Origin of the sequence: Halomonas huangheensis (assembly GCF_001431725.1) — a bacterium.
Taxonomy (GTDB): Bacteria; Pseudomonadota; Gammaproteobacteria; order Pseudomonadales; family Halomonadaceae; genus Halomonas; species Halomonas huangheensis.
In genome coordinates this window covers 773,206-795,865 of the sequence record NZ_CP013106.1, presented here as the reverse complement: position 1 = coordinate 795,865, position 22,660 = coordinate 773,206, and the positions used below count along the sequence as shown (strand labels likewise).

Below are 22,660 nucleotides of genomic sequence, written 5' to 3'. Positions count from 1 at the left end.
GACAAAAACGCGCAGTTTAAAAGCGAGTAAATGAGCATTTGAGGACTGTTTCAACGCCGTCTGAGTATGCGCAGAAGTTCTTCAGGCAAGGCCTAGAAACGGGGCGGCCGCCCTTCCAATCTGGCCCGCGTCGCCTCACGTTGTTCGGGACCGCCCAGCAGATTTCGCTGCAATTCTGCCTCTCGTGCCAACCGCTGCGACTCGCTGAGTTCCGGTGCTTCGCGCAACAAACGACGTGCCGCAGCTACCGCCCTTGGCGAGCGGCGAGCAATGGCCTGAGCCAGCTCAGAGGCCGCCAGCAACGGCTCATCGTCCAACCGGCTGGCCAGCCCCAGAATTACCGCTTCTTCACCGCTCATGTGGCGGCCGGTCAGCATCAGGTCACGGATCACATCCTGGCGCAGGGCGGCCGAGGTAACGGTAATGCCCATGTCCGCCATCAGGCCCCATTCGATTTCCGGCAACGCCAGGTTGGCGTCGGGGTGAATGATACGGATATCAGCGGCCAGTGCCATCTGCAATCCAGCCCCGTAAACATGGCCGTGTAGCGCAGCGACGACGGGCGCCGACAGATTGCGCCACCCCAGAGCCAGACGCTGGGCTGGATTCATACTGGTGCCATCGGAGGTCAGCAACCAGGCGACACGCTCGGGGCTGGATACGATGCCGGCGACATCCAGTCCGGAACAGAAGCTCTCGCCATCACCACACAGCACCACTGCTCGCACCCCGACCTGCTCTCCCAGCCACGTCTGTGCCTCGAGTAGCGCATCGATCATCGGTGAATCCATGGCGTTATGGCGGTCGGCGCGTTGCAGGGTCACTTCCGCGACGTGGTCCTCCAGCACCACCTGCAGTCGGTCGTGAAAGGTCCTTGTTGTGGCAGGCATATGGCGAACTCCACAGGCAAAAGCATAGGATTGATACGTAAAGAGTAACCTATTCACACTAGAGCAAAGCCGACTGCGCCTCCAGGGTGGGGAAGCCATATTGCGCTACTTCACGGTCGGACCTCTGCATCTTCCAATGCATCATCGAGGGCGCCATCGCCATTGCATTGCTGCTGGGCGGTGGTCCTGGTGGGCTCCAGGCAGCCACAGTGGCAACGGGTTTGCCCTTTACCCTTGTACTCCTCTGCCTGCTACACAATCATCAAGGGTTCGCTGTCGGAGCCACGCGAAGCACACTTGGCACGACGCTGAAGCAATGAGCGTCAGTATGCTGGTAACCCTCTTGCCCCAAAAGAAAACGCCGCCCCGAGGGGCGGCGTTTTCGTTGACAGCAGCAGCATTTCTGCGGCAGATAACCACGCCTGGTTTAGCTTAGCCCAGCCATACCCGCGCATTGCGGAACAAACGCAGCCAGGCGCCATCCTGCTGCCACTCCGCTGGGCGCCAGGAGTTGGTCACCGCACGCACTACCCGCTCCGGATGCGGCATCATGACAGTCACACGACCATCCGGAGTGGTCAGGCCGGTAATCCCTGACGGCGAGCCATTGGGGTTGGCCGGGTAACGCGTGGTGCTCTGACCATAGTTGTCGGTATAGCGCAACGCTACCTGCCCGGAACTCTGCATACTGCGCAGGTGCGCACTATCACGGAACTCGGCACGACCTTCGCCATGCGCCACGGCAATCGGCAGACGAGAGCCTTCCATGCCTGCCAGCAGGATCGACGGCGACTTCTCGACATTGACCATCGCTACACGCGCCTCGAACTGCTCCGATTCGTTACGCACAAAGCGCGGCCAGTTCTCGGCCCCGGGAATCAGTTCCTTGAGCTGCGACAACATCTGACAACCGTTGCACACCCCAAGGGAGAAGCTGTCATCACGGGCAAAGAAGTCCGCAAATTGTTCGCGTGCCCGAGAATTGAACAACACCGAGCGCGCCCAGCCACCGCCTGCGCCGAGAACATCGCCGTAGGAGAAGCCACCACAGGCCGCCAGGCCCTTGAACTCGTCAAGGCTGACTCGACCAGTGAGGATATCGCTCATGTGCACGTCAACCGCTTCGAACCCTGCCTTGTCGAAGGCCCAGGCCATTTCCAGATGACCATTGACCCCCTGCTCACGCAGGATGGCGGCACGCGGACGCGCGACGTTGACGAAGGGTGCCGTGATGTCGTCATCAACGTCGAAGCTGGTGGTTGCCGAAAGTCCCGGGTCGCGAGTATCGAGGAGGTTATCAAACTCGTTCTTGGCGCAGTCGGCATTGTCACGCAGCGCCTGCAGACGATAGCTGGTTTCCGACCAGCTACGCTGGGTCAGCTGACGGGTCGTCTCGAGCAGAGGGTCTTCGAACAACGTGACACGAATCTGATCATCGTAACGCGGGCGTGCAATGACACCACAGGTCTCGATACCGGCAGCGGCAAACTGCGCCAGCACTTCCTCGGTATCCACACGATTGACCTGGATGACTGCACCCAGCTCCTCACTGAACAACGCATTGAAGGCATCAGCAGCTTCATCTACCAACCAGTCCAGCTTGATCTCGAGACCAGCACGCCCCGCGAAGGCCATCTCCAGCAGTGTCACCAGCAGGCCGCCATCGCTGCGATCGTGGTAGGCCAACAACTTGCCATCGGCATTGAGGCCCTGGATAACACTGAAGAAAGCCTTGATATCCTCAGGGTCATCGACATCGGGGCATTCATTGCCGACCTGACCATAGACCTGAGCCAGTGCCGAGCCACCGAGACGATTACGACCGCCGCCGAGATCGATCAGCAGCAGATCACTCTCATCACGGGACAGGTCAATCTGTGGTGTCAAAGTACGCATCGCGTCAACCACCGGAGCGAAGCCGGTGATGTTGAGCGTCATCGGAGAGGTGACCGATTTGTCTTCGCCTTCGTCCTGCCAGGCGGTACGCATCGACATCGAGTCCTTGCCGACTGGAATCGCAATCCCCAGTGCCGGGCACAACTCCATGCCCACGGCATGTACTGCATCGTAAAGTGCCTGGTTCTCGCCGGGATGATCGGCAGCGCTCATCCAGTTGGCAGACATCTTGATGTCGCTGATATCAGCAATCGGTGCCGCAGCCATGTTGGTGATTGCCTCAGCGACCGCCAGCCGCGCACTGGCCGCAGGATCGATCAGCGCCACCGGGGCACGCTCACCCATCGCCATGGCCTCACCAGCATGGGTGTCGAAGCTCGCCGTGGTCACTGCAACATCAGCCACCGGCACCTGCCAGGGGCCGACCATCTGGTCGCGAGCCACCATACCGGTGATCGAACGGTCACCGATGGTGATCAGGAAACTCTTCGAGGCTACGGTTGGCAGACGCAATACCCGATCCAGCGCCTCGCGCAGGTCGAGATTATCGAGCATCACTCCCGGCAGCTCCAGTTGCTGACGCTGGAACTCGCGCTGCATCTTCGGCGGCTTGCCGAACAGCACGCTCATCGGCAGATCTACCGGTTTGCTGTCGAAATGGCCATCTACGACTTCCAGGTGATGAGCCTCACGGGCCTCGCCAACCACCGCGTAGGGGCAACGCTCACGCTGACAAAGTGAATCGAAGATCTCCAACTGCTCCGGCGCCACCGCCAGCACGTAGCGCTCCTGGGCTTCGTTGCACCAGATTTCCAGCGGGCTCATGCCCGGCTCGGCATTGGGCACATCACGCAGTTGGAAAAGGCCACCGCGCTCACCATCCTTGACCAGTTCGGGCAAGGCATTGGACAGACCACCTGCTCCCACATCATGGATGAAGCAGATCGGGTTGTTGTCACCCAGTGACCAGCAGCGATCAATGACTTCCTGCGCACGACGTTCGATTTCGGGGTTATCGCGCTGTACCGAGGCAAAGTCCAGATCGGCACTGGAAGCACCCGAGGCCATCGAGGATGCAGCACCACCACCAAGGCCGATCAGCATCGCCGGACCGCCCATCACGATCAGCTTGCCGCCGACGGGAATCGTGCCCTTGGCAACATGGTTCTCACGGATGTTGCCATAACCACCTGCAACCATTACCGGCTTGTGATAGCCACGACGCTCGATGCCGTTGGCACCCACGGCATCCTGCTCATAAGTACGGAAATACCCGGTCAGGTTGGGGCGGCCAAACTCATTGTTGAAGGCGGCACCACCAATCGGCCCCTCAAGCATGATGTCCAGGGCAGTGACGATACGTTCGGGCTTGCCATAATCGAAGGCTTCCCAGGGCTGAACAAACTCGGGAATTCGCAGGTTGGACACGGTGAAACCAGTCAACCCCGCCTTGGGTTTGCCGCCGATACCGGTCGCGCCCTCATCACGAATTTCACCACCGGCACCGGTAGCCGCGCCGGGGTGCGGGGCAATCGCCGTAGGATGGTTATGGGTCTCGACCTTGGTAAGAATATGGATAGGCTCGACATCACCACCGTAGGTAGCGCGTTCATCCTGCTTGCCGGTCAGCGGTGTAGGGAAGAAACGACGCGCCTCGGAACCGGCGATTACTGCAGCATTGTCGCTATATGCCGAGAGGATGTTGTTCGGTGATGCCTGATAGGTGTTCTTGATCATCTTGAACAGCGAATGCGTCTGCGCTTCACCGTCGATCACCCAATCGGCATTGAAAATCTTGTGTCGGCAATGCTCCGAGTTCGCCTGAGCGAACATCATCAGCTCGACATCGGAGGGATTACGGCCCAATCCAGCAAAGGCATCGACCAGATAGTCGATCTCGTCCTCGGCCAGCGCCAGCCCCAGTTGGTCGTTGGCCATTTCCAGCGCCTTGCGACCACCACCCAGAATATCCACCTGTCCCAGTGGCGCGGGATCACGATGGACAAACAGCTGTGCGGCATCGGTACTGTTGCTGAGCACGCTTTCCGTCATACGATCATGCAGCGCTGCCACAATCGCCTCGAAGTGCGACTCCTTCAACGAGCCGCGCACACCTACGCGCCAGGCGATACCGCGTTCCAGCCGATTGATCCGGGTCAGGCCGCAGTTATGTGCAATATCCGTCGCCTTGGAGGACCAGGGCGATTGCGTTCCGATCCGTGGCACAACCAGCAACAGCATTCCGTCTGTCGACGACGACTCTCGAGCGGGACCGTAGTCCAGCAACTGCTCCAGCAGAGACAGTTCAGCAGCATCAAGATCGCCATCCACGTCCGCAAAATGCACATACTCAGCGTACAAAGTATCGATTTCGGGCACGGATTCACGCAGGGTGGCCAGCAGCCTGGCATGGCGGAAGGCAGATAGAGCGGGCGCACCTCGCAGTTCGAGCATAGCCTGGAGCCTCTGAATTTCAGCGATGGAAGATGGGCCGCGACGAGCGACGAAGACGACACATGATACTGGAAACAGGCGAGTCGAGAAATCGGCATGAGATGACAGTCAGCCATCCGCTGGGTAAGGTGTCGACTTTGTCATTGACGACAAGGGGTCCATGACGACCGCATCTCCTCTCATTCAGCGCTGGCGGCGTATCGCGCTGACCCTTACGGGCATGGCATTGGCTCTATGGCCGATCGACCCGACGCCCCTGCCAGGCAAGGCTCTGGAGGGCGTCAAGTCACGCGACTTCATTACCATTCATACGCGTAATACTCCCTTGACCTACTATGAGGGCCGCCATGGTCCAACTGGGTTCGAGTATCAGTTGATGCGCCGCTTTGCCGACTATCTGGGTGTCAGTCTGGATCTCAATGACGATCATTTTGTGCCCTCGGTACTCGATGCTGTCCGCCAGGAAGGCGATATTGGTGCCGCTGCCCTGCCGCTGGACCCTGACGACCCGGAGCTGATGTACTCGCGTGCGATCATGCCGATGCAGCCGATCGTGGTCTACCGACGCTCCCTGCCTCCCCCCCGTCATATCGACGATCTCGTCGGCCTGCAGATCGGCATCCTGCGTGGAACGGGTATCAGCCGCGTCATGCACGAACTGCAGCAACAACAACCAGGGTTAGGCTGGAAGGAAGCCAGTGACCTGGAGGCGGCAGCACTGCTGCGGCGTATCGAGGACGGCGAACTCGATGCTGCGGTGATCTTCGAGCATCAGTTTCGCCTCAACCGTCTGTTCTTTCCCGAGGTCGAGGATGGCTTCAAGGTTGGCGATCCGCTATCCATGGCCTGGGCTTTCCCCTCCAATCAGGGATTGGGGCTGATACGTGCCGCCAATGCCTTTTTCGATGACCTCAAGACCAGCGGCGAACTCGATCAATTGATCGACCGTTACTTCGGGCATGATGATTATCTCGAGTATGTCGGCGCGCGTGTTTTCATCCAGCATGTCCATCAGCGCCTTCCACGCTATGACGCCCTGTTCCGCGAAGCCGCCCGACGCGAGCATTTCGACTGGAAGCTGCTGGCTGCCATCGGCTACCAGGAATCGCACTGGAACCCGACCGCAACATCACCGACCGGCGTTCGCGGCATGATGATGCTGACCAATGCTACGGCTGATGAAGTCGGCGTCGCGGACCGTCTGGATCCCGCCGAAAGTATCGAGGGTGGCGCTCGCTACCTGCGCAGTATCGAGCAACGTCTGCCGGAAGACATCACTGGTGAGGATCGGCTATTCATGGCTCTGGCGGCCTATAATGTCGGCCTTGGCCACTTGTACGATGCTCGCGATATTACCCGCAAACGTGGTGGCAACCCGAATCTGTGGGACGATGTCCGCGACGCCCTGCCGCTTCTTCAGGAAAGTGAGTGGCATAGCAGAACTCGCCACGGCTATGCACGGGGTGGGGAGCCGGTGATCTACGTGCGCAACATTCGCCGTTACCTGGAAGTTCTTGATTATGTTGACCGCAGTCAACAACAATTCCATCAACTGAACGCCAGACTGGCCAACCACCCGGAGAACGAGACCTTTGAGGTCGTTCCTCCCAAGCCATAACCAGGTACGGGGATGATTCGAGCCGCTTTTCTAATCAGTCTGCTCTCTACACTACTTGCCTTTATGGGCCTCGTCATCGAGCCCGTTTCCATCAAGTATCAGGGATTCCATGCCAGTTGGATCACCAGCTTTGCGCTCGCCTTGTGTCAGGTCCTGTGGTACGGGCGTGGTACACGTCTGTCACTGGTAACTACGCTGCCACTGCTGTTGGTGCTTGGCATCATGCTCGCCAGCTATCTGATTCCCGAGCACTGGATTTCCGTATCCTCATTCAACCTCTGGGCAGAGCAGTTGATATCGGGCAGTAATATCGACGACTGGCGCCCTCCCGGACTCGAACTGGCCGCGCTGATCACGCTGACGCTAAGTCTGTTGGCACGCACCCGCGCCAACCTCGGAGCCCCACTCCTACAGACGCTGGCCGCGTTGCTCCTGCTGACCAATGTCGGCCTGCAAGTAACCGGCAATGGCTTTGCGCCCCTGGTCCGCAGTGGCAGCACCTATACCGTATCGTTGATTGCACTATTGCTGCTGGCCCAATTCATCGGCGTCGTCCAGGGATGGCGACACACTCGCAGCAGTTTGACTCGCGCCCTGTGGCCCTCCGCCATCCTCGCTGTGCTGACCATCGCCTTCTGGTACCAACAGAGCAGTCTCGCTGACGCCAAGCTGCGCCAGAGCGTCGATGTCCGCTACCAGCGCATGGCTGAGCGCCTCAGTACCGAGGTCCATGCCCACCTGACCGCCATGCGACGTTTTGCCGATTTCTGGGGCATTCTCGGACGCCCCCCACAGGAGCGTGAGTGGAGCACTCAGGCCGAGCGCTACTACCGGGATTTCCGCTACTTTCTCAACATCAGCTATGTCACGCAGAGTGGTGAAATATCCTATGTCTATCCACAGGATCCCGCCAACATGGGCCTTGTCGGCATGAAGGTGCTGGAAACACAGCGACCCAATATCGAGGTGCTGCAACGCGCCCTCGAACAACGCTCCGAAGAGCAGACAGGCGTCATGCCGTTACTGCAGAACGTTCCTGGTCTGATCTATTACCTGCCAATCAACTCCTATCAGGACGGCTCTCCGATGGGGGTTGCGGCGATGGTTGTCGGTCTGCCGCTGATGGCGGACACCCTCTATCATGAAGGACTTTTTGATAAGCAGCGCCTCTATCTGGGGCTGTGGAATGATGATGAGCCACTCAAGGAGTGGCAGGTACTCGGTCAGCCAGGTCCCTGGCGAGTGGAAAGTGACGTGGTATTCGGCCATACCACCCTCACTCTTATCGCTCAGCCGAATCGCGAACTGCTGTTGAGCGAGCGTTCCCGGCAGCCTTCTGTGAGCCTCACGGTTGGCCTGGTGCTCGCTTACCTCCTCTACCTGGTGCTGTTCGGCCGCCACCAGATGGCCCTGCAGCACCGCTCTGTAAACCGCTCCAATGAGGAGCTGCGCCGCGAGGTACGCAAACGTACTCAGTTGCAGAGCGAAGTCGAATGGTTGGCACGCCACGATGAACTGACCGGCGCCCCGAATCGCCGCCACTTCATGAACACTATCGAAGCCTACGCCGAACAGACTCCCCTGTGTGTATTGCTGTGCGACATCGACCATTTCAAGTCGGTCAATGACCAGTTGGGCCACCAGGCGGGCGATCACGCCCTGGTCCACCTCGCCAAACTGGGGCAGCAATTGACGCCGGGGGATGGCATGTTTGCACGCTATGGTGGAGAAGAATTCGTAGTGATGCTGCCGAATACCAATCAGGACCGAGGCTTGGCAATCGCCGAGCTGTTGCGTGAAGGTGTGTTCAACTCGGGGCTCGAACACGCCGATGGCCGCCCAATTACCATCAGCATCGGGGTGGCAGTGTACAAGAGCGGAACTCTGGTGGTCGCAGACCTGCTCCATCAGGCCGACCTGGCCCTCTACGAAGCCAAACGCAATGGCCGCAACCGGGTGGAGCTGGCCACGGACGACCTCGCTTCAAGTCACTGATCAGATCAGCGAGCCTTATCTATCCCTGTCGCCGCTCGGCAAAGAAGTTCTTGAGCAATCGCGAGGCCCGACTGGCAAGCACACCTCCACATACTTCAACCTGATGAAAATGCCATGGCTGTGCAAGCAGGTTGGCCTTCGATTCCACCATGCCGGTCCGAGGCTCTGCCGCACCATAGACGACCCGCTTGAGCCGAGCGTGAACGATCGCACCACTGCACATCATGCAGGGCTCAAGGGTGACAAACAGCGTGCATTGCTCGAGACGATAATTGCCGAGACGCGAGCCGGCATCGCGCAAGGCCTGGACCTCGGCATGAGCGCTGGGATCATTCTGCGCAATCGGTGCATTGATGCCCTGGCCGATGATCTCACCGGCTGCATCCACCACTATTGCACCGACCGGCACTTCACCGGCGTCGGCCGCCTGTTGGGCAAGCTCCAACGCGCGGTGCATATAGAATTCATCGCTGCGCAAGGTTGACGACTCCCCAGCAAGTGTTGAAACCCACGTATAATGACTGAAACGTCCGTATGATAGCCTGGTAGGCAATGCTACCGATATGTTGCACCCATCCGTGGTTGAGCAACACTGTGCCTCATCCAGCCACCGGCCGGCATGACACACGGAAGCCATGCTCAAGATATCGTGCGAACCTGACAGATACCCCACCAGGAGGATACCCCAATGTCGGACGCCCTCAACGGGTTGGTCGATCTACTCGGCCTGGAAATGCTCGAGGAAAACCTGTTCAGAGGCCGCAGCCAGGATCTGGGGCTACCTCAGTTGTTTGGTGGTCAGGTGCTGGGGCAAGCGTTGTCAGCCGCGACCCAGACCGTTCCGGAACAGCGCCAGGTTCACTCGCTGCACGGTTATTTTCTGCGCCCCGGCGACGCCAGCATGCCGGTGGTCTATCAAGTCGATCGCGTGCGTGATGGCGGCAGCTTCACCACCCGTCGCATCACCGCCATCCAGAAAGGCCGCCCGATCTTCTTCTGTAGCGCTTCCTTCCATGGGCAAGAGGACGGCTTCGCCCATCAAGCACAAATGCCCGAGCTGGAGATGCCGGAAGCGCTGGATGATGAAAGCCTGATTCGTCGCTTTGCTGGTCATCCCATCGAATTTCTGCACCTTGAGGACAGCGCCGAGCCTGGACAACCTGCCCGCAAGCGCCTCTGGTTCCGACTCAATGGCGAACTCCCCGACCATCCGGCTCTACACCGCTATCTGCTGGCCTACAGTTCAGACTTCAATCTACTGACAACGTCACTGGTACCACACGGCATTCGCTTCGGCGACCCGCAACTGCAGATCGCCAGTCTCGACCATTCGCTGTGGTTCCATCATGACGTCACCGTCAACGACTGGCTGCTGTACGACATGGATAGTCCCTGGGCGGGTGGCGCCCGTGGCCTGGCACGCGGCAGCATCTACAACCGCCAGGGTCAGTTGGTCGCCTCCAGTGCTCAGGAAGGCCTGACTCGCCTGCGCAACCGCCCGGCAGCCGACTGAACGCACACCACTAGCCTCAATCCCGGTTGGCCGGACTCTCCCGGCCATCCGCTACCCGCTCATGCCATACTCACGTTCGACCCGGCAGATGCGGGTACGAAAGGCGCTGTACCAGCGTTCGCGACCAAGGCGTTGCGCTTCGCGATGTTCGATATTGGCCTTCCAGGCAGCAATCGCTTCGCGGCTGGCCCAGTAGGAAACGGTGATCCCCAGCTGCTCCCGAGCCGATTCCACGCCGAGAAATCCCGGCTGTTGGGCTGCCAGCTCCAGCATACGCTCTGCCATCTCAGCATAGCCGTGACCGTATTCGGCCTTGAGCGACGTAAAGATCACCGCGTAATAAGGTGGCTGCGGTGTTCGGGCCAGCCCATCGGCCACTGATGCAGAACTCTCCCCTTCCGAGCTCTTCTCTACAGCACTCTCCTCTACAGTGCTCTCCTCAAGCCTGTCCTGCGACATCAGTCAATGCTCCTCCACTGGCTGTCATGCTCGAATCTTCCGACTTCCAACTCGAGCTGCTCGTAACTACCCGGCTCAGCGCTGGATAAGGTCACCTTCATCGAGGGTTGCTGGTGTGCCGAATAGATAGCCCTGAAAGCGTCGGCAACCATGCTCCAGCAACCAGGCACGCTGGTCTTCTCGTTCCACGCCTTCAGCAATCACATCCAGATCAAGACTATGCGCCAGGGCGATGGTACTGGCGACGATAGCTGAGCTGGTCGAGCTCTCGAGCAGGTCACGCACAAAGGATTGGTCGATCTTGAGTTGATCCAGAGGCAGCCGTTTCAGGTACGCCAACGAAGAGTACCCGGTACCGAAGTCGTCGAGTGAGAAGGTGACGCCGAGGTTCTTCAGTTCCTCCATCATCAGGCAGATGTCATCGCGATCATCGACAAACAGCGATTCGGTCACTTCCAGCTTGAGCCGATGCGCAGGTGCCCGAGTCCGGCTCAGAATCTCCCGTACCTGATCGACAAAAGCCAGCGCCTGGAACTGGAGAGGGCTGACATTGACCGACAACGTCAGGTCAGCAAGCGCTGGTTGCTGTGCCCATTTAACCAGCACCTCACAAGCCGACTCGATCACCCAGAGGCCGATCTTGTGAATCAGCTGACGCGACTCCGCCAGAGGTATGAACTCCGCCGGAGACACCAGACCACGCTCAGGGTGTCGCCAACGCAGTAATGCTTCAGCGCCGACGGTATCGCCATGTTCATCGACCTGACATTGATAGACCAGGAACAGCTGTCGCTCCTCCAATGCCTGACCAAGATCGTTTTCCAACTGGGTACGCTCTTGCAGGCGTGCCTGAAGCTCTGGATCAAAGAAACACACCTGGTTGGTACCGAGTGACTTGGCCTGAAAAAGTGCCATGTCTGCCTGACGCAGCAGCTCATCTGTCGAGGTTCGGCCATGGAACAGCGTAATACCGATACTCGCGGTCAGGAGTAGGGGCTGTTGATGGCGAACAAAGGGCATGCCCAACGCTCCCAGCATCTGCTGGGCAATATCCTGCACAACTTCCACCACAGCGCGTGGGTCTCTGCCGCAATCACGCAGCACAGCAACAAATTCATCGCCTCCCAGCCGGGCCAACGTATCACCGTCACGCAAGACGGACTCCATACGCTCCGCAGCAGCCTGCAGGATATCGTCACCGCCATGATGGCCAAGGCTGTCGTTGATCTGCTTGAAGTTGTCCACATCAAGGAACAGCATGGCGCCGTACTGTTCTTTTTGCTCACCGCTCGCGAGCGCTTCCTCGAGACGGTTGAGCATTAGACGCCGATTGGGTAGCCCGGTAAGCGGATCATAGAAGGCAAGCTGGTGGATTTCGCGCTCTGCGGCCTTGCGTTCAGTGATGTCGCTGAGAGTGCCAACGTAGTGGGTAAGGTTGTCGTTGGCATCGCGCACAGCACTGATCGTCAGCCACTGCGGATAGACCTGATTATTCTTGCGACGATTCCAGATTTCCCCCTGCCATGAGCCATGACGACTGACCTGCTCCCATAGCCGTCGGTAGAAATCGCCGTCGTGCCGACCTGCGCTGAGCATACGTGGGTTCCGCCCTCGTACTTCATCTTCGCTGTACCCGGTAATTTCTGTAAACGTTCGGTTGACCTTGAGAATGACGCCATGCTCATCGGTGATCATCATGCCGAGATGAGTTTCGAAAGCGGTGGCAGCAATGCTCAATTGAACCTGTTGGTCGCGGTCTTCGGTAACATCACGGACAACGACCAGCACCGCATCGATTTTCCCCTCGGAATCGAGCACTGGACTCAACAATGCGGAGAACCAGGCTGGAGACTCATCGAATTCGAGACGATAGTCGACGCGCTGTGGTGAACCTGCCTGCAATACCTGCCGAAAAGTCGCATCGACACGTTCACAGATATGTTCAGGAAGCAGATCAGAATAGTGCATGCCGATCATTTCGGCGGGAGGCGCCAACAACTGTGACTCATTGCCAGCGTGGACGTAGGTGAAACGGCCCTCGACAGTCAGAACAAGGATCAAATCCTGCATCGAGTTCATCAATGTCTGCAAATGCGCCTCACCGCTCTGCGCCTCCTGCTCGGCCCTCTGTCGTTCAACCACTTCACTACGCAGTGCCTGCTCTATACGCCATTGTGCAAACAGATGCCGCAGCAATATCATCCCCATCAGTGCCAGCAGCAGGCCTGTAAACACCAGAGGCCACAGGCGTATCACCAGGCCCATCACCAATTCATGGATGCCCTGCCCCAGCACCACCCACAGAGGCAGGTTTCCGGCTCGCATGGAGACATACAAACGCAGATCCCCGTCAATCGGCGAATACTCCATAAAACGGGTCGTGGCGGCTTCTTCATTCACGTAGAGCGCGGTATCTGGACCATTGATCACGTCGCCCAGCGCGAAGTTTGACTCGGGGAGGCGCGCAACCAGTTGCGCCTTTTCATCGACGATGGCGATACTTTCACCATCGACCAGATCCAGCTCACCCAGCAGGTTACTCAGCATCACCGGAGTCAGGCGCGCCAGGCCCGCGGCCCTGATCTGGCCGCTACCATCCTTCAGCCAACGCGCAATCAATATACGATAGCCTTCGGCACTACTGGCCCAGTAAACCGGTGATACCACGAATCCATCCTCAGCCCGCTGCAGGTTCCGATAGATATCGAACTGGTGTATCGACAGCGGTTGGCCGAGCCGAGGCGCCGAACGCGCCACGATGCGGCCGGTTAAATCGGTGATGATCAGATCGTCAATGTAGGGCAGCGTGCTATTGCGCTTGTTCAATAGCTCACTAAGTGCCGCATGCCCCGGCAATGGGCCGCCAGCAGTGGAGTCCAACATATCGGCCAGCCCAAGCAGAGACTGACTGCTGGTGGAAAAGGTGCTCTCGATCAGTTCAACCATCAACGCCGATTTGGCACTGAGGCGCTGCTCGGCAGCCTGCAGTTCGGCCAGGTACTGGGCACGAATAACCCAGGAGAGCCCCACGACCAGCAACAACAGCGATAGCCCATACAACAGAACAGCCTGCCGATATCGCCTCGATATCGAGGTAGTCGTGTTATTGCCTGTGGGCATAGCGACTCCTCATGGGCAGCCCAAATGACTCAGCAAGATAGTCATCGCCTTCTCCGAAACCGGTTACCGAGCGAAGTAGCTATATACATACTTCATATGTTGACCTACATCGACTCCAGGCGTTTTTTTTCAGAAGCGCTACTTCCGACAGTTTCCACACCACGATATTGCCATCACCCAGCCATGTCTGCGGCGACACCATGAATCGGTCATTTCCCACGCTCGTTCGAGAACAATGAGCCTTGAGAGCGACGAGCACTATAAGCAACGCCCAACGACAGTGGTCTTTCGGCTCTCCCCGAGATCCAGGTGCCGGATAACACCCATCGCGCCTATCGTTCCTGCATCCTTCCTGAAGGTTTCTTCACAACATAGCGGAGACCGCCGTCCCACAGGCAGCTTCCACAGACAGCTCCCACAGACAATACAGCGAAGAAGAGCCCAAGCTTACCTTACCATTCCAACACAGGATTGCTGCCGATCAATATCGGCACGGCCAGCTTGGGGCCGCCCGGCGACGTACAAGCGGCAGAAGAGACTGAGCTCTCGATAGAGAAATCCCCCCCGGAGGTCACACTTTCGTCGATATCAGCGGCATTTTCCGGGGACTGGAAGGAAATAACGCTGTTCGCTCCCGGCTGTGTTTCGTAGAATTCTGTCTCGTGTTTCTACGCTACAGGATGATGCAATGGGTAGGGCCTTCCAGAACCGCAAGGAATCCATGGCCAAGACGGCCGCCGCCAAGACCAAGGTGTACAGCAAATACGGTCGCGAGATCTATGTCTGCGCCAAAGCAGGCGGGAGCGATCCCAACGGCAACCTTTCCCTGCGTGGTCTGCTGGATCGTGCCAAGAAGGATCAAGTTCCCTCTCACGTGATCGAAAAGGCGCTGGAGAAAGCCGCGGGTGTTGGCGGTGAAGACTATGCCGCAGCACGCTACGAGGGTTTTGGCCCCGGTAACGCCATGGTGATCGTTGAGTGCTTGACCGATAACCCCAACCGCACCTTCGGCGATGTACGAGCCTGCTTTACCAAGACCAAGAGCAAGATCGGCACTCCCGGAAGTGTCAGCCACATGTTCGACCACCTCGCGATTTTTGCCTTCGCCGGTGAAGATGAGGAAGCAGTACTGGAAGCCTTGATGGAAGCGGAAGTTGATGTCACCGACATCGAAAGCGAAAATGGTCAGATTACCGTCTTTGCTCCGCCGACCGACTTCGCCAAAACGCGTCAGGCACTGCACGATGCTTTCAGCGATATCGACCTCGAGATCGAGGAAATCCAATACCTTCCTCAAGCAACAACGCCTGTCGAAGGCGATGATATCGCGCTGTTCGAGAAGCTGCTGGACATGCTCAACGAACTGGACGATGTACAGAACGTTTACCATAGCGCCGAACTGTCCTGATCAAGAGATCAACAGAAATGCGCCCCTGCCCGGTTGTCCGATGATCGGCCCCGGGCAGACTCTGGACTGGTGGTTTGCTGCCATACAGGCGCAGAATCCGCACCTGCCGTCTTCCACTCAATTTTTCAGTTGACCACCCATTCTTCCGTAATCAACTAGTTCTTCCGTAATCAACTAGTTCTCCCGTAATCCACATGGTCTTCCGTAAACAACCGACTGTGCAACTGAGCATTTTCTCGATAGCGTCCGCATCGAGTTGCACCGCTTGCATGATATCGGCGGTTCCCCCGGCAACGCCTGCCCTGCTGAGTTTCTGATGTCGACCGACTGTTCCTATACTTGATGTATATTATCTAACCTTGATACTCGGCTCATGGAATCAGTGCCATGGCATGAAGTCTGTATCGCCCGAGGAGCGTACTCCTCCTGACGGATCGAAACAGGGCCAGTCACCACCGGAGCGACCATGCATGCGAGAGCCTTCATTTACTGCCCATATTTCCCAAGGTAAGCCACACCGGGTCCACAGTCAGAACTATCGCAAGTTCTTCCTGATCCATTGGGCGAGTGTGATCGGCGCCATCGCCCATCTCTGTTTCATCTTCCTGTTCCTCGCCTATGACCACCCAGGCCTTGCCTGGCTCAATGTTGGCGGGGTACTCATGTGGCTGGGTGCGCTGCTGGCCAACCTCCGAGGCAACCATAACCAGGCTATCTATCTGATCAGCATCGAGGCCTATACCCATGCAGGCATCGTCACTGTCACGTTGGGCACTGCTGCCGGTTTCCACTACTACCTGTTGCCACTTTCCTGTCTGGTTACCCTGAGCCCGAACATGCCCAAGTGGCGGTCGCTGCTGATCGGCTTTCTGGGCATGCTGGAATTTCTGGCACTCGAGCGCCTACCGGACTCGCTACTACCACTTCCCAGCGGCTCCAACCTGCCTTCCATTGCCGCCACACTCAATCTCAGTGTGGCGTTATCAGCAATGGTTCTGTTCGCCATGCTGGTGCGCTGTGTCTACGAGATGCAGGAACGCAGCCTGACCACTATGGCAACCCGTGATTCGCTGACCGGACTGTTCAATCGCCGTTTTTCCAGTGACTACCTGCGCCAGGTTTCCATACAGCAACAGCGCAACAAATCGCCATGCAGCATCGCGCTGTTGGACATCGATCATTTCAAGCAAATCAATGACCGCTACGGACACAAGGTCGGCGATGCCTGTCTGGTTCAAATATCAGACATGTTGACCAGGCACTTTCGCAGCTCGGATGTGCTCTGTCGTTGGGGAGGAGAGGAGTTTCTGCTGATCTTTCCCGGAACCAGCGTCAAGAAGATCATGCCGGTCATGGAGAGCTTCCGACAGTACCTGCATGATAATCCCACACAGCACCACGGAGAGCAGATCCCGCTGACCATAAGCATGGGGGTCACCAACCTGCCACCCGGCATTCCCTATGATGTGGTCATCAATCGTGCCGATCACCTGCTGTATCGCGCCAAGGCCGAAGGGCGTGATCGCATTATCTGCCAGCATGTTGAATCAAGGCGAGGGCAGGCTGAATACGGACATCAGGATGACATGTTCGAGGATGGCGACCACCAGCAGGACCAGCATCCATGAACTCCTGGCCACCCGTCATCCAGGGCCACAACCATCCCCGGTAACGACCAGTGTCGAACTACAGGTGGACAACCTCGAAGCTGGCCAGTACCTCGCCGGCATCGTTATGCAGTTCAAGATGGTCCGCCAGTATCCGCCAGCTGGCTGTGGCAAGCAGTACCTTCTCGAACGCCTCAGCCACCGCCATCACATCCGGTGCACAGGCACCGCGTGTCGAAGCCATCTGCTCGAAATCGATATGCTGCCCGTCACTCAGCCGATAGCTGCCCATCAGAGGGTTACAGCCGTTGCTGCCGGCGATACGTAACTCACTGGAATGCAATACCAGGTGGGGTTCGCGCGTGAATGCATCGCTGACATCCACTGGCTGGCCATCAATCTCCAGCACACGCCAATAGCGATCTTCCAGCGGTTCACCAACATACTGCGGTAACCGCGCCAGACGTGACTCATCCTTGTCCTGCGCAGACGAGTTCATTACCAGATCGCCGTTGTCGGCAAGCTGCCAACGAGCGACCTCTTCACCATGTTCATTGAGCAACGACAACTGGCGTGCATGGCGTGATTGCCAGCTCCCTCGAATAACATCACGCCGGGTCTCTCCCGGCCCGAGATAGACACGCTTCAGCAACAAGGCGCCGTCATCGAACAGCGCCAACTCTTCGCGTATCTCCTTGCAATCCTCGCACGGAAAATGACCGCGAAAGCTGGCAGGAAGCTGACCCAGAGCGCTATCGTCGCCTTCGCTCGAACCAGGCATACAACCTGCCAGCAATGGCAAAACCACCGCCAGGCCGGCCAGCCGAATCATCCCTTTCATCCTGTTGCTCTTGATCCGCTGGCCCAGCCAACACCTGACGCAGCCATCTATTCCACGGTAATTGTGATGACGTCTGATGCCAGCGGCGGATCAAAACTGACATGTCGGTAGTCATTGAACAGCAACTGCAACTGGTGCTCGCCCGGCTCCAGCTCAATGCTGGTTTCGGTCTGCCCGCCGCCAAAGTGGACCATGTTGTCAGTCGCCGGTAATGGTGCCGACAGGTCGACTTCATCCAGTGCGGTATCAATCAACAAGTGGTGGTGCCCGGTTTCACCGATTTCGGCACCTGCTGGTGCGACACCCATGCCTTCAAGCCCCATGCGCACAGTCACTGGACTCGAAACGGTATCGCCATCTTCAGGCGAGATGAAATACACCCGAGCTTCCTCGGGAGCCGACAGGCGCTCCAGATCTGCCGCTTGTGTCACGGCGGGCAATGTCAGCGCAGCACCCAGCAACACCGGAATTATCCTTGTGGTCAACGTCATGATGGCACCTCCATATGAGCCATGAGTTCACTGCGCCAGCCAGCGCAACGGACCTTGAGTGTAACAACAGAGATGGACGCACAGGCAAGAGCAACGCCTCTTCTTTCACCCGCGGCCTGAGTCAACGAGATCAGCTACACTTCAAACCCTTCCCTGGCCAGGAACAGGCTACGCTCTACCAGGAGGCGCTTTACCAGGGGAGTTTCGACCGATAGCAACTTGTATTTTGTATCGGCTCCGTGCATATATATCCCAGTAACGGCATGGCTCTTTCCCCCCACTTTCGAGGGCTGCCTGCCGCGCTGGACATGTATGAGTAGAGATGTCGTGGGCTGTCCCATGCACATCAGCAACACCATGAACCACAGGGCATCACACCCGAGCACAACGAGGATACTACACACCACGCGAGACCAATGGAGGGAAGTCCCATGAAGGTTTACAGACCTCAATGGCGCTGCACACTCAATGTCAGCGAAAGTGCGCCTTCTACAGCACGCTGGCAGGAACGTCTGGCATGGTACCTTCGCAGTCTGGCCGATCGGCTCGATGGTAATACTCGTACTCTGGCACTAGCGCTCAACGTACAACCTGACCTCAGCCGGGATGAAATAGATACCTGCCTGGCCAAGGGCTTCACCCTATCCCAGGGACTGATGACAACTCTCGCCCAACAGGCGGCTTGTGAAGATGTCATGCGTGAAGCCAAATCCGAACTTTTCGACAGTGAATCCTGACTGAGTCGCGAAAGCTGGCCAGCCCTTGATGTCCAACGTCAGGGGCTGACCACAGGATCGATCATGATCTATCGATGGCGTCGACTGGATGAGCCCGGCCTCGAGACTCTCGAACTGGAACGAAGCATCCGGGGATATCGTGCTACCTCAACCGTTGCCACTTTTGGCAAGAGTCCGCTTACGCTCTGTTATCAGTGGCACCTTGATCGTCAATGGCGTACCCGACATCTGAGTTTGCAGCGGCTGCGACCATCCTCACAGCAGTTGCATATCGAGCGTCATGCTGATGGCTGGTGGATCAATGGTTGCCACCGCAGGGAACTGGCGTCATGCGAGGAAATTGACCTGTCGGTATCACCATTCTGCAACTCGGTTGCCATTCAGCAACTGATTCCTCAACTAATTCCGCACCTAATTCCCCAACTACGCGACAGTGCAGCAATCACAGCCCTGTTCATTGATGCCGATACGCTGGACATTCAGCCTTCCCGTCAACGCTATCAATACTTGAGAAAGGGCAATTGGCGCTATATTGATGAAGGTATCGCCTGCGGATTCGAGGCCAGGTTGCAGCTGGATAATGATGGCCTCGTCACCCGTTATGAAGGACTCTTCGAGGCCGTGCCATGATAAAGCTACTGGAATGGCTGCACCGCATGCGCACCTGCTTGCTGATCAGGCAACTACCAGTCGACGATGTGCGGAGATCCTCGTCTGGGCACCATCACCCACGGCGAGAGTTACGTTGCCGGCCATGCACGCCGCATCACCGCAGGCGAAGACGCCAGGCACCGAGATCTCCTGCACTTCATCGGTCTGAATAGAGGGACCCGACGGACTTTCCTCACACTCGTAGCATGTACAGCCGTCGATCCATTTATAACCACGACCTCAGCGCATCAGGCTTTGGTAATGTCCCGGCGTAACGCCAAAAGTGCGACGAAACAAGGCAATAAACGCGCTGACATTGTCATGGCCGAGATCCAGAGCAACAGCAGTGACCGCCCTACCATCGGCCAGCCACTCCAACGCCTTCAACAGACGCACCCGTTGCCGCCACGCGGTGAAGGTAAAGCCGGTCTCGGCAACGAAGCGACGTGTCAGTGTGCGCGGAGCGACGCCCACCCAGTCAGCCCAGGCCTCCATATGCCGGGTATCACCGGGCTGATCCGACAGCGCCTGGGCAATCTTCTGCAAACGGGCATCATGAGGCATCGGTAGTCCCAGCTCTGCTTGCGGCGATGTGCGAATTTCATCGAGGATCACGCTCGCCAGCCGCAGCTCCACATCACCCAGGCCACCTCCTTGCCAACTTGCTGCGCGAGCCGTCGCCTCATACAGCAATCCTGATATCTCCAGAACACAGGCTTGAGCGGGAAGCTCCTCACAATGTGCCGCTGCAACGTACAGACTCCAGCCATTGAAAGGGCCATGCGAGCGAAGCTCATGATCGATGCCTGGAGGCACCCAGACAGCATGGGTAGCAGGCACCACCCAGCGATCACTGCCGACACCAACCGACAACAGGCCCTTCTGGGCACCGAGTAACTGACCTCGCGCATGCCGATGGCGGCCAGTGTCACGCACCGCATTGGACTGCCCAGCCACTGCCACCAGTGGCGGGCCATCAGATGAGGAAGCCGTGTCGAGAGAAATCCAGTGGAAAGCCATATATGGCGCCAAAACGTTATTGAATGGCTTTTATACCGCACATACGCCATCGATAGACAGATACGATGCAGCAAGACAACCGCTATTCCCGTGCCACAACACAAGTGCCACAACACAAGTGCCACAACACATCACCGTCACAGGAGAAAACACCATGCGCGCCGAAGATATTCTTGCCGATGATCAGCAACAGGTCGAACGCCGTGGCGTCACGATCCGCAAGGGCAGCGTCGGTGCCTTTCTGGCCAACGCCCGCATCCTGAGCGATGCGTCCACGGATGCCGAAAAACACGCCCGCGCCGAACGCGACATTCTCGGTTTACTACCGGCCTTGCAGGCCCTGGGCCTGTTCGAGGTGTTCGCGATTCGCGATGCTACCCTCGCCCGACTGGTCGAGAACGCCCTCTCTCCTCTGGACCACACAGCAACATGCAAGGACAAGCGATGAGCGAACATATCTTCGTGATTACTGGCGGCCCAGGTTCCGGCAAGAGTAGTCTGATTGCTGCACTGGCGCGTGAGGGCATGCCATACATGCCCGAGGCAGGCCGAGCAATCATCCAGGACCAGGTCAGTATCGAAGGGCAGGCACTACCATGGGCCGATCGCGAGGCATTTGCTCAACTGATGCTGGGCTGGGAGCTTCGCTCGCACAGGGAAGCTCGCGCCATGCCAGGCCCTATTATTGTTGATCGTGGCATACCGGACGTTATCGGATACCTGACCTTATGCGGGCTGCCCGTCCCTCCTCACGTCCATCGTGCCGCTCAGCGCTACCGCTACAATCGGCAGGTATTCATCGCTCCTCACTGGCCGGATATCTTCACCCACGACCAGCAACGTCGGCAGGATGCTACGGAAGCTGAGGCAACCTATCAGGCCATGGTCAGCACCTATACCAGCCTGGATTACGAACTGATCCCCCTGCCACTGAGCAGCGTCAGCGAACGCGCCGCCTTCGTGAAGGCCCGAATCGGTTCAGTGCCTGATGATCATCACCGCCAGCACCACCATCAGCAATAACAGGTAAACCCCGGCATGAATACGATCGGGAATGCGCCCGATCCATAGCGACGCCAGGCGGATACCGAGCCAGGACCCCACCGCCTTCGTCCGAGCGGCTACCCGCCAGCGGGATGGCCTACTCCACCATGACTCGCCGACATTAACCCGCTCATGAGGACGTGAAGGCTGGGGCAGCCAGCCGGCGAGCATGATCTCGTAATGCAGTGGGCCAGCCATCGCTTGATGCAGCAATGCCTCAAACAACAATGCCTCAAACAACAATGCCTCAAACAACAATGCCGCCATGATGTTTCCATCATGGCGGCATTGTCTTCAGCCCTCTAGAAACGAGGTCAACTACATCTGGGCCTGCATGTAGTTGGGCATGCCCAGCATCTTGATCAGACGCAGCTGCTGCTCCAGCCAGTAGGCATGGTCTTCCTCGGTATCGGTCAGCAACGGCATCAGCACGGTCCGGGTCTGATAGTCCTTCTCCTGCTCACACAGGGCGATGGCATCTTTCAGAGCGTCACGCACTTCGTATTCGAGCTGCAGATCGAAGCCCAGCATCTCCTCGATGTCCTCGCCAACGCGCACTTCGGTGCGAGCACGAATATCGGGCTTGCCTTCAAGGAACAGGATGCGTTCGATCAGCACCTTGGCATGCCCTTTCTCGTCATCGAACTCATGGGCAATGCGTTCGTAGAGCTTGCTCAGGCCCATGTCGGCGTACATTTCGGAATGGATGAAGTACTGGTCCATGGCAGCGAGCTCCGCTGCCAGCAGCCCGTTCAGGGCATCGATGATCTGCTGCTTGCCTTGCATATGAATGCTTCCATCAAGGTGGATGGTAAAAAACTTGATGGACATCCTATAGCCAAGTCATCAACATATCAAATTTTTCAATAAATTCAATAAGTTGAAAACACCATGCGTACGATTCGCATTAAATTTC

At 57.8% G+C, this 22,660-nt stretch carries 19 protein-coding genes and 1 pseudogene; 10 read left to right on the top strand and 10 right to left on the bottom strand.

Annotated elements, in window-relative coordinates; translation table 11 throughout:
- Positions 1-92: 92 nt before the first annotated feature.
- Positions 93-890, bottom strand: a complete 798-nt coding sequence (locus AR456_RS03640) for a crotonase/enoyl-CoA hydratase family protein (RefSeq protein ID WP_021819994.1) — start codon at positions 888-890, stop codon at positions 93-95.
- A gap of 128 nt (positions 891-1,018) precedes the next feature.
- On the opposite strand from AR456_RS03640, the pseudogene AR456_RS20820 reads away from it, so the two are divergent.
- A pseudogene (locus AR456_RS20820) lies at positions 1,019-1,202 on the top strand (BCCT family transporter); the annotation flags it as partial.
- 120 nt (positions 1,203-1,322) lie between these two features.
- Here the strand turns inward: AR456_RS20820 and purL are convergent.
- Positions 1,323-5,240: a phosphoribosylformylglycinamidine synthase gene (gene purL, locus AR456_RS03635; protein ID WP_021819992.1), complete on the bottom strand. Its 3,918-nt coding sequence runs from the start codon at positions 5,238-5,240 to the stop codon at positions 1,323-1,325.
- Between the two features lie 160 nt (positions 5,241-5,400).
- Between purL and mltF the strand changes: the two genes are divergently transcribed.
- Positions 5,401-6,858 (top strand): membrane-bound lytic murein transglycosylase MltF, encoded by a 1,458-nt coding sequence (mltF, locus tag AR456_RS03630; RefSeq protein ID WP_021819991.1) that lies wholly within the window; start codon positions 5,401-5,403, stop codon positions 6,856-6,858.
- Positions 6,859-6,870: 12 nt separating this feature from the next.
- On the top strand, positions 6,871-8,853 hold the full coding sequence (locus tag AR456_RS03625) for a diguanylate cyclase (RefSeq protein WP_021819990.1): 1,983 nt from the start codon (positions 6,871-6,873) through the stop codon (positions 8,851-8,853).
- 19 nt (positions 8,854-8,872) lie between these two features.
- On the opposite strand, the gene tadA is transcribed toward AR456_RS03625, so the two are convergent.
- The gene (gene tadA, locus AR456_RS03620) at positions 8,873-9,331 is read right to left on the bottom strand and encodes a tRNA adenosine(34) deaminase TadA (RefSeq protein ID WP_021819989.1); all 459 of its coding nucleotides are present in this window, start codon (positions 9,329-9,331) and stop codon (positions 8,873-8,875) included.
- A gap of 210 nt (positions 9,332-9,541) precedes the next feature.
- Between tadA and AR456_RS03615 the strand changes: the two genes are divergently transcribed.
- Positions 9,542-10,366, top strand: a complete 825-nt coding sequence (locus AR456_RS03615; RefSeq protein ID WP_021819988.1) for an acyl-CoA thioesterase — start codon at positions 9,542-9,544, stop codon at positions 10,364-10,366.
- 51 nt (positions 10,367-10,417) lie between these two features.
- On the opposite strand, the gene AR456_RS03610 is transcribed toward AR456_RS03615, so the two are convergent.
- Both AR456_RS03610 and AR456_RS03605 read right to left on the bottom strand, forming a co-directional pair.
- Positions 10,418-10,732, bottom strand: a complete 315-nt coding sequence (locus AR456_RS03610) for an antibiotic biosynthesis monooxygenase family protein (RefSeq protein WP_031208414.1) — start codon at positions 10,730-10,732, stop codon at positions 10,418-10,420.
- Between the two features lie 168 nt (positions 10,733-10,900).
- Positions 10,901-13,945, bottom strand: a complete 3,045-nt coding sequence (locus tag AR456_RS03605; protein WP_021819986.1) for a bifunctional diguanylate cyclase/phosphodiesterase — start codon at positions 13,943-13,945, stop codon at positions 10,901-10,903.
- A gap of 688 nt (positions 13,946-14,633) precedes the next feature.
- On the opposite strand from AR456_RS03605, the gene AR456_RS03600 reads away from it, so the two are divergent.
- Entirely contained in the window at positions 14,634-15,353 is a 720-nt protein-coding gene (locus AR456_RS03600) for a YebC/PmpR family DNA-binding transcriptional regulator (RefSeq protein ID WP_021819985.1), read from the top strand.
- A 470-nt stretch (positions 15,354-15,823) separates the two neighbouring features.
- Entirely contained in the window at positions 15,824-16,981 is a 1,158-nt protein-coding gene (locus AR456_RS03595; protein WP_021819984.1) for a GGDEF domain-containing protein, read from the top strand.
- 58 nt (positions 16,982-17,039) lie between these two features.
- Here AR456_RS03595 and AR456_RS03590 read toward each other — a convergent pair whose 3' ends face one another.
- On the bottom strand, positions 17,040-17,801 hold the full coding sequence (locus AR456_RS03590; RefSeq protein WP_081694696.1) for an META domain-containing protein: 762 nt from the start codon (positions 17,799-17,801) through the stop codon (positions 17,040-17,042).
- A 47-nt stretch (positions 17,802-17,848) separates the two neighbouring features.
- The gene (locus AR456_RS03585; RefSeq protein ID WP_051995770.1) at positions 17,849-18,292 is read right to left on the bottom strand and encodes a DUF4399 domain-containing protein; all 444 of its coding nucleotides are present in this window, start codon (positions 18,290-18,292) and stop codon (positions 17,849-17,851) included.
- Positions 18,293-18,723: 431 nt separating this feature from the next.
- On the opposite strand from AR456_RS03585, the gene AR456_RS03575 reads away from it, so the two are divergent.
- Together AR456_RS03575 and AR456_RS03570 are read left to right on the top strand one after the other, a co-directional pair.
- A complete protein-coding gene (locus AR456_RS03575; RefSeq protein ID WP_021819980.1) occupies positions 18,724-19,029 on the top strand; it encodes a hypothetical protein in 306 nt (101 codons plus the stop codon).
- Positions 19,030-19,092: 63 nt separating this feature from the next.
- Positions 19,093-19,659, top strand: a complete 567-nt coding sequence (locus AR456_RS03570) for a putative glycolipid-binding domain-containing protein (protein WP_021819979.1) — start codon at positions 19,093-19,095, stop codon at positions 19,657-19,659.
- Positions 19,660-19,920: 261 nt separating this feature from the next.
- On the opposite strand, the gene AR456_RS03565 is transcribed toward AR456_RS03570, so the two are convergent.
- Positions 19,921-20,700 (bottom strand): AraC family transcriptional regulator, encoded by a 780-nt coding sequence (locus AR456_RS03565; protein ID WP_021819978.1) that lies wholly within the window; start codon positions 20,698-20,700, stop codon positions 19,921-19,923.
- 154 nt (positions 20,701-20,854) lie between these two features.
- Here AR456_RS03565 and AR456_RS03560 point away from each other — a divergent pair, with 154 nt between their 5' ends.
- Both AR456_RS03560 and AR456_RS03555 read left to right on the top strand, forming a co-directional pair.
- Positions 20,855-21,148: a hypothetical protein gene (locus AR456_RS03560; RefSeq protein ID WP_021819977.1), complete on the top strand. Its 294-nt coding sequence runs from the start codon at positions 20,855-20,857 to the stop codon at positions 21,146-21,148.
- On the top strand, positions 21,145-21,723 hold the full coding sequence (locus AR456_RS03555; RefSeq protein WP_021819976.1) for an AAA family ATPase: 579 nt from the start codon (positions 21,145-21,147) through the stop codon (positions 21,721-21,723). Before AR456_RS03560 ends, AR456_RS03555 begins: the two co-directional genes overlap by 4 nt.
- Here AR456_RS03555 and AR456_RS21445 read toward each other — a convergent pair.
- Positions 21,679-22,011 (bottom strand): hypothetical protein, encoded by a 333-nt coding sequence (locus AR456_RS21445; protein WP_021819975.1) that lies wholly within the window; start codon positions 22,009-22,011, stop codon positions 21,679-21,681. The genes AR456_RS03555 and AR456_RS21445 overlap by 45 nt on opposite strands.
- A 51-nt stretch (positions 22,012-22,062) precedes the next feature.
- On the bottom strand, positions 22,063-22,530 hold the full coding sequence (gene bfr / locus AR456_RS03545; RefSeq protein ID WP_021819974.1) for a bacterioferritin: 468 nt from the start codon (positions 22,528-22,530) through the stop codon (positions 22,063-22,065).
- Positions 22,531-22,660: the final 130 nt, after the last annotated feature.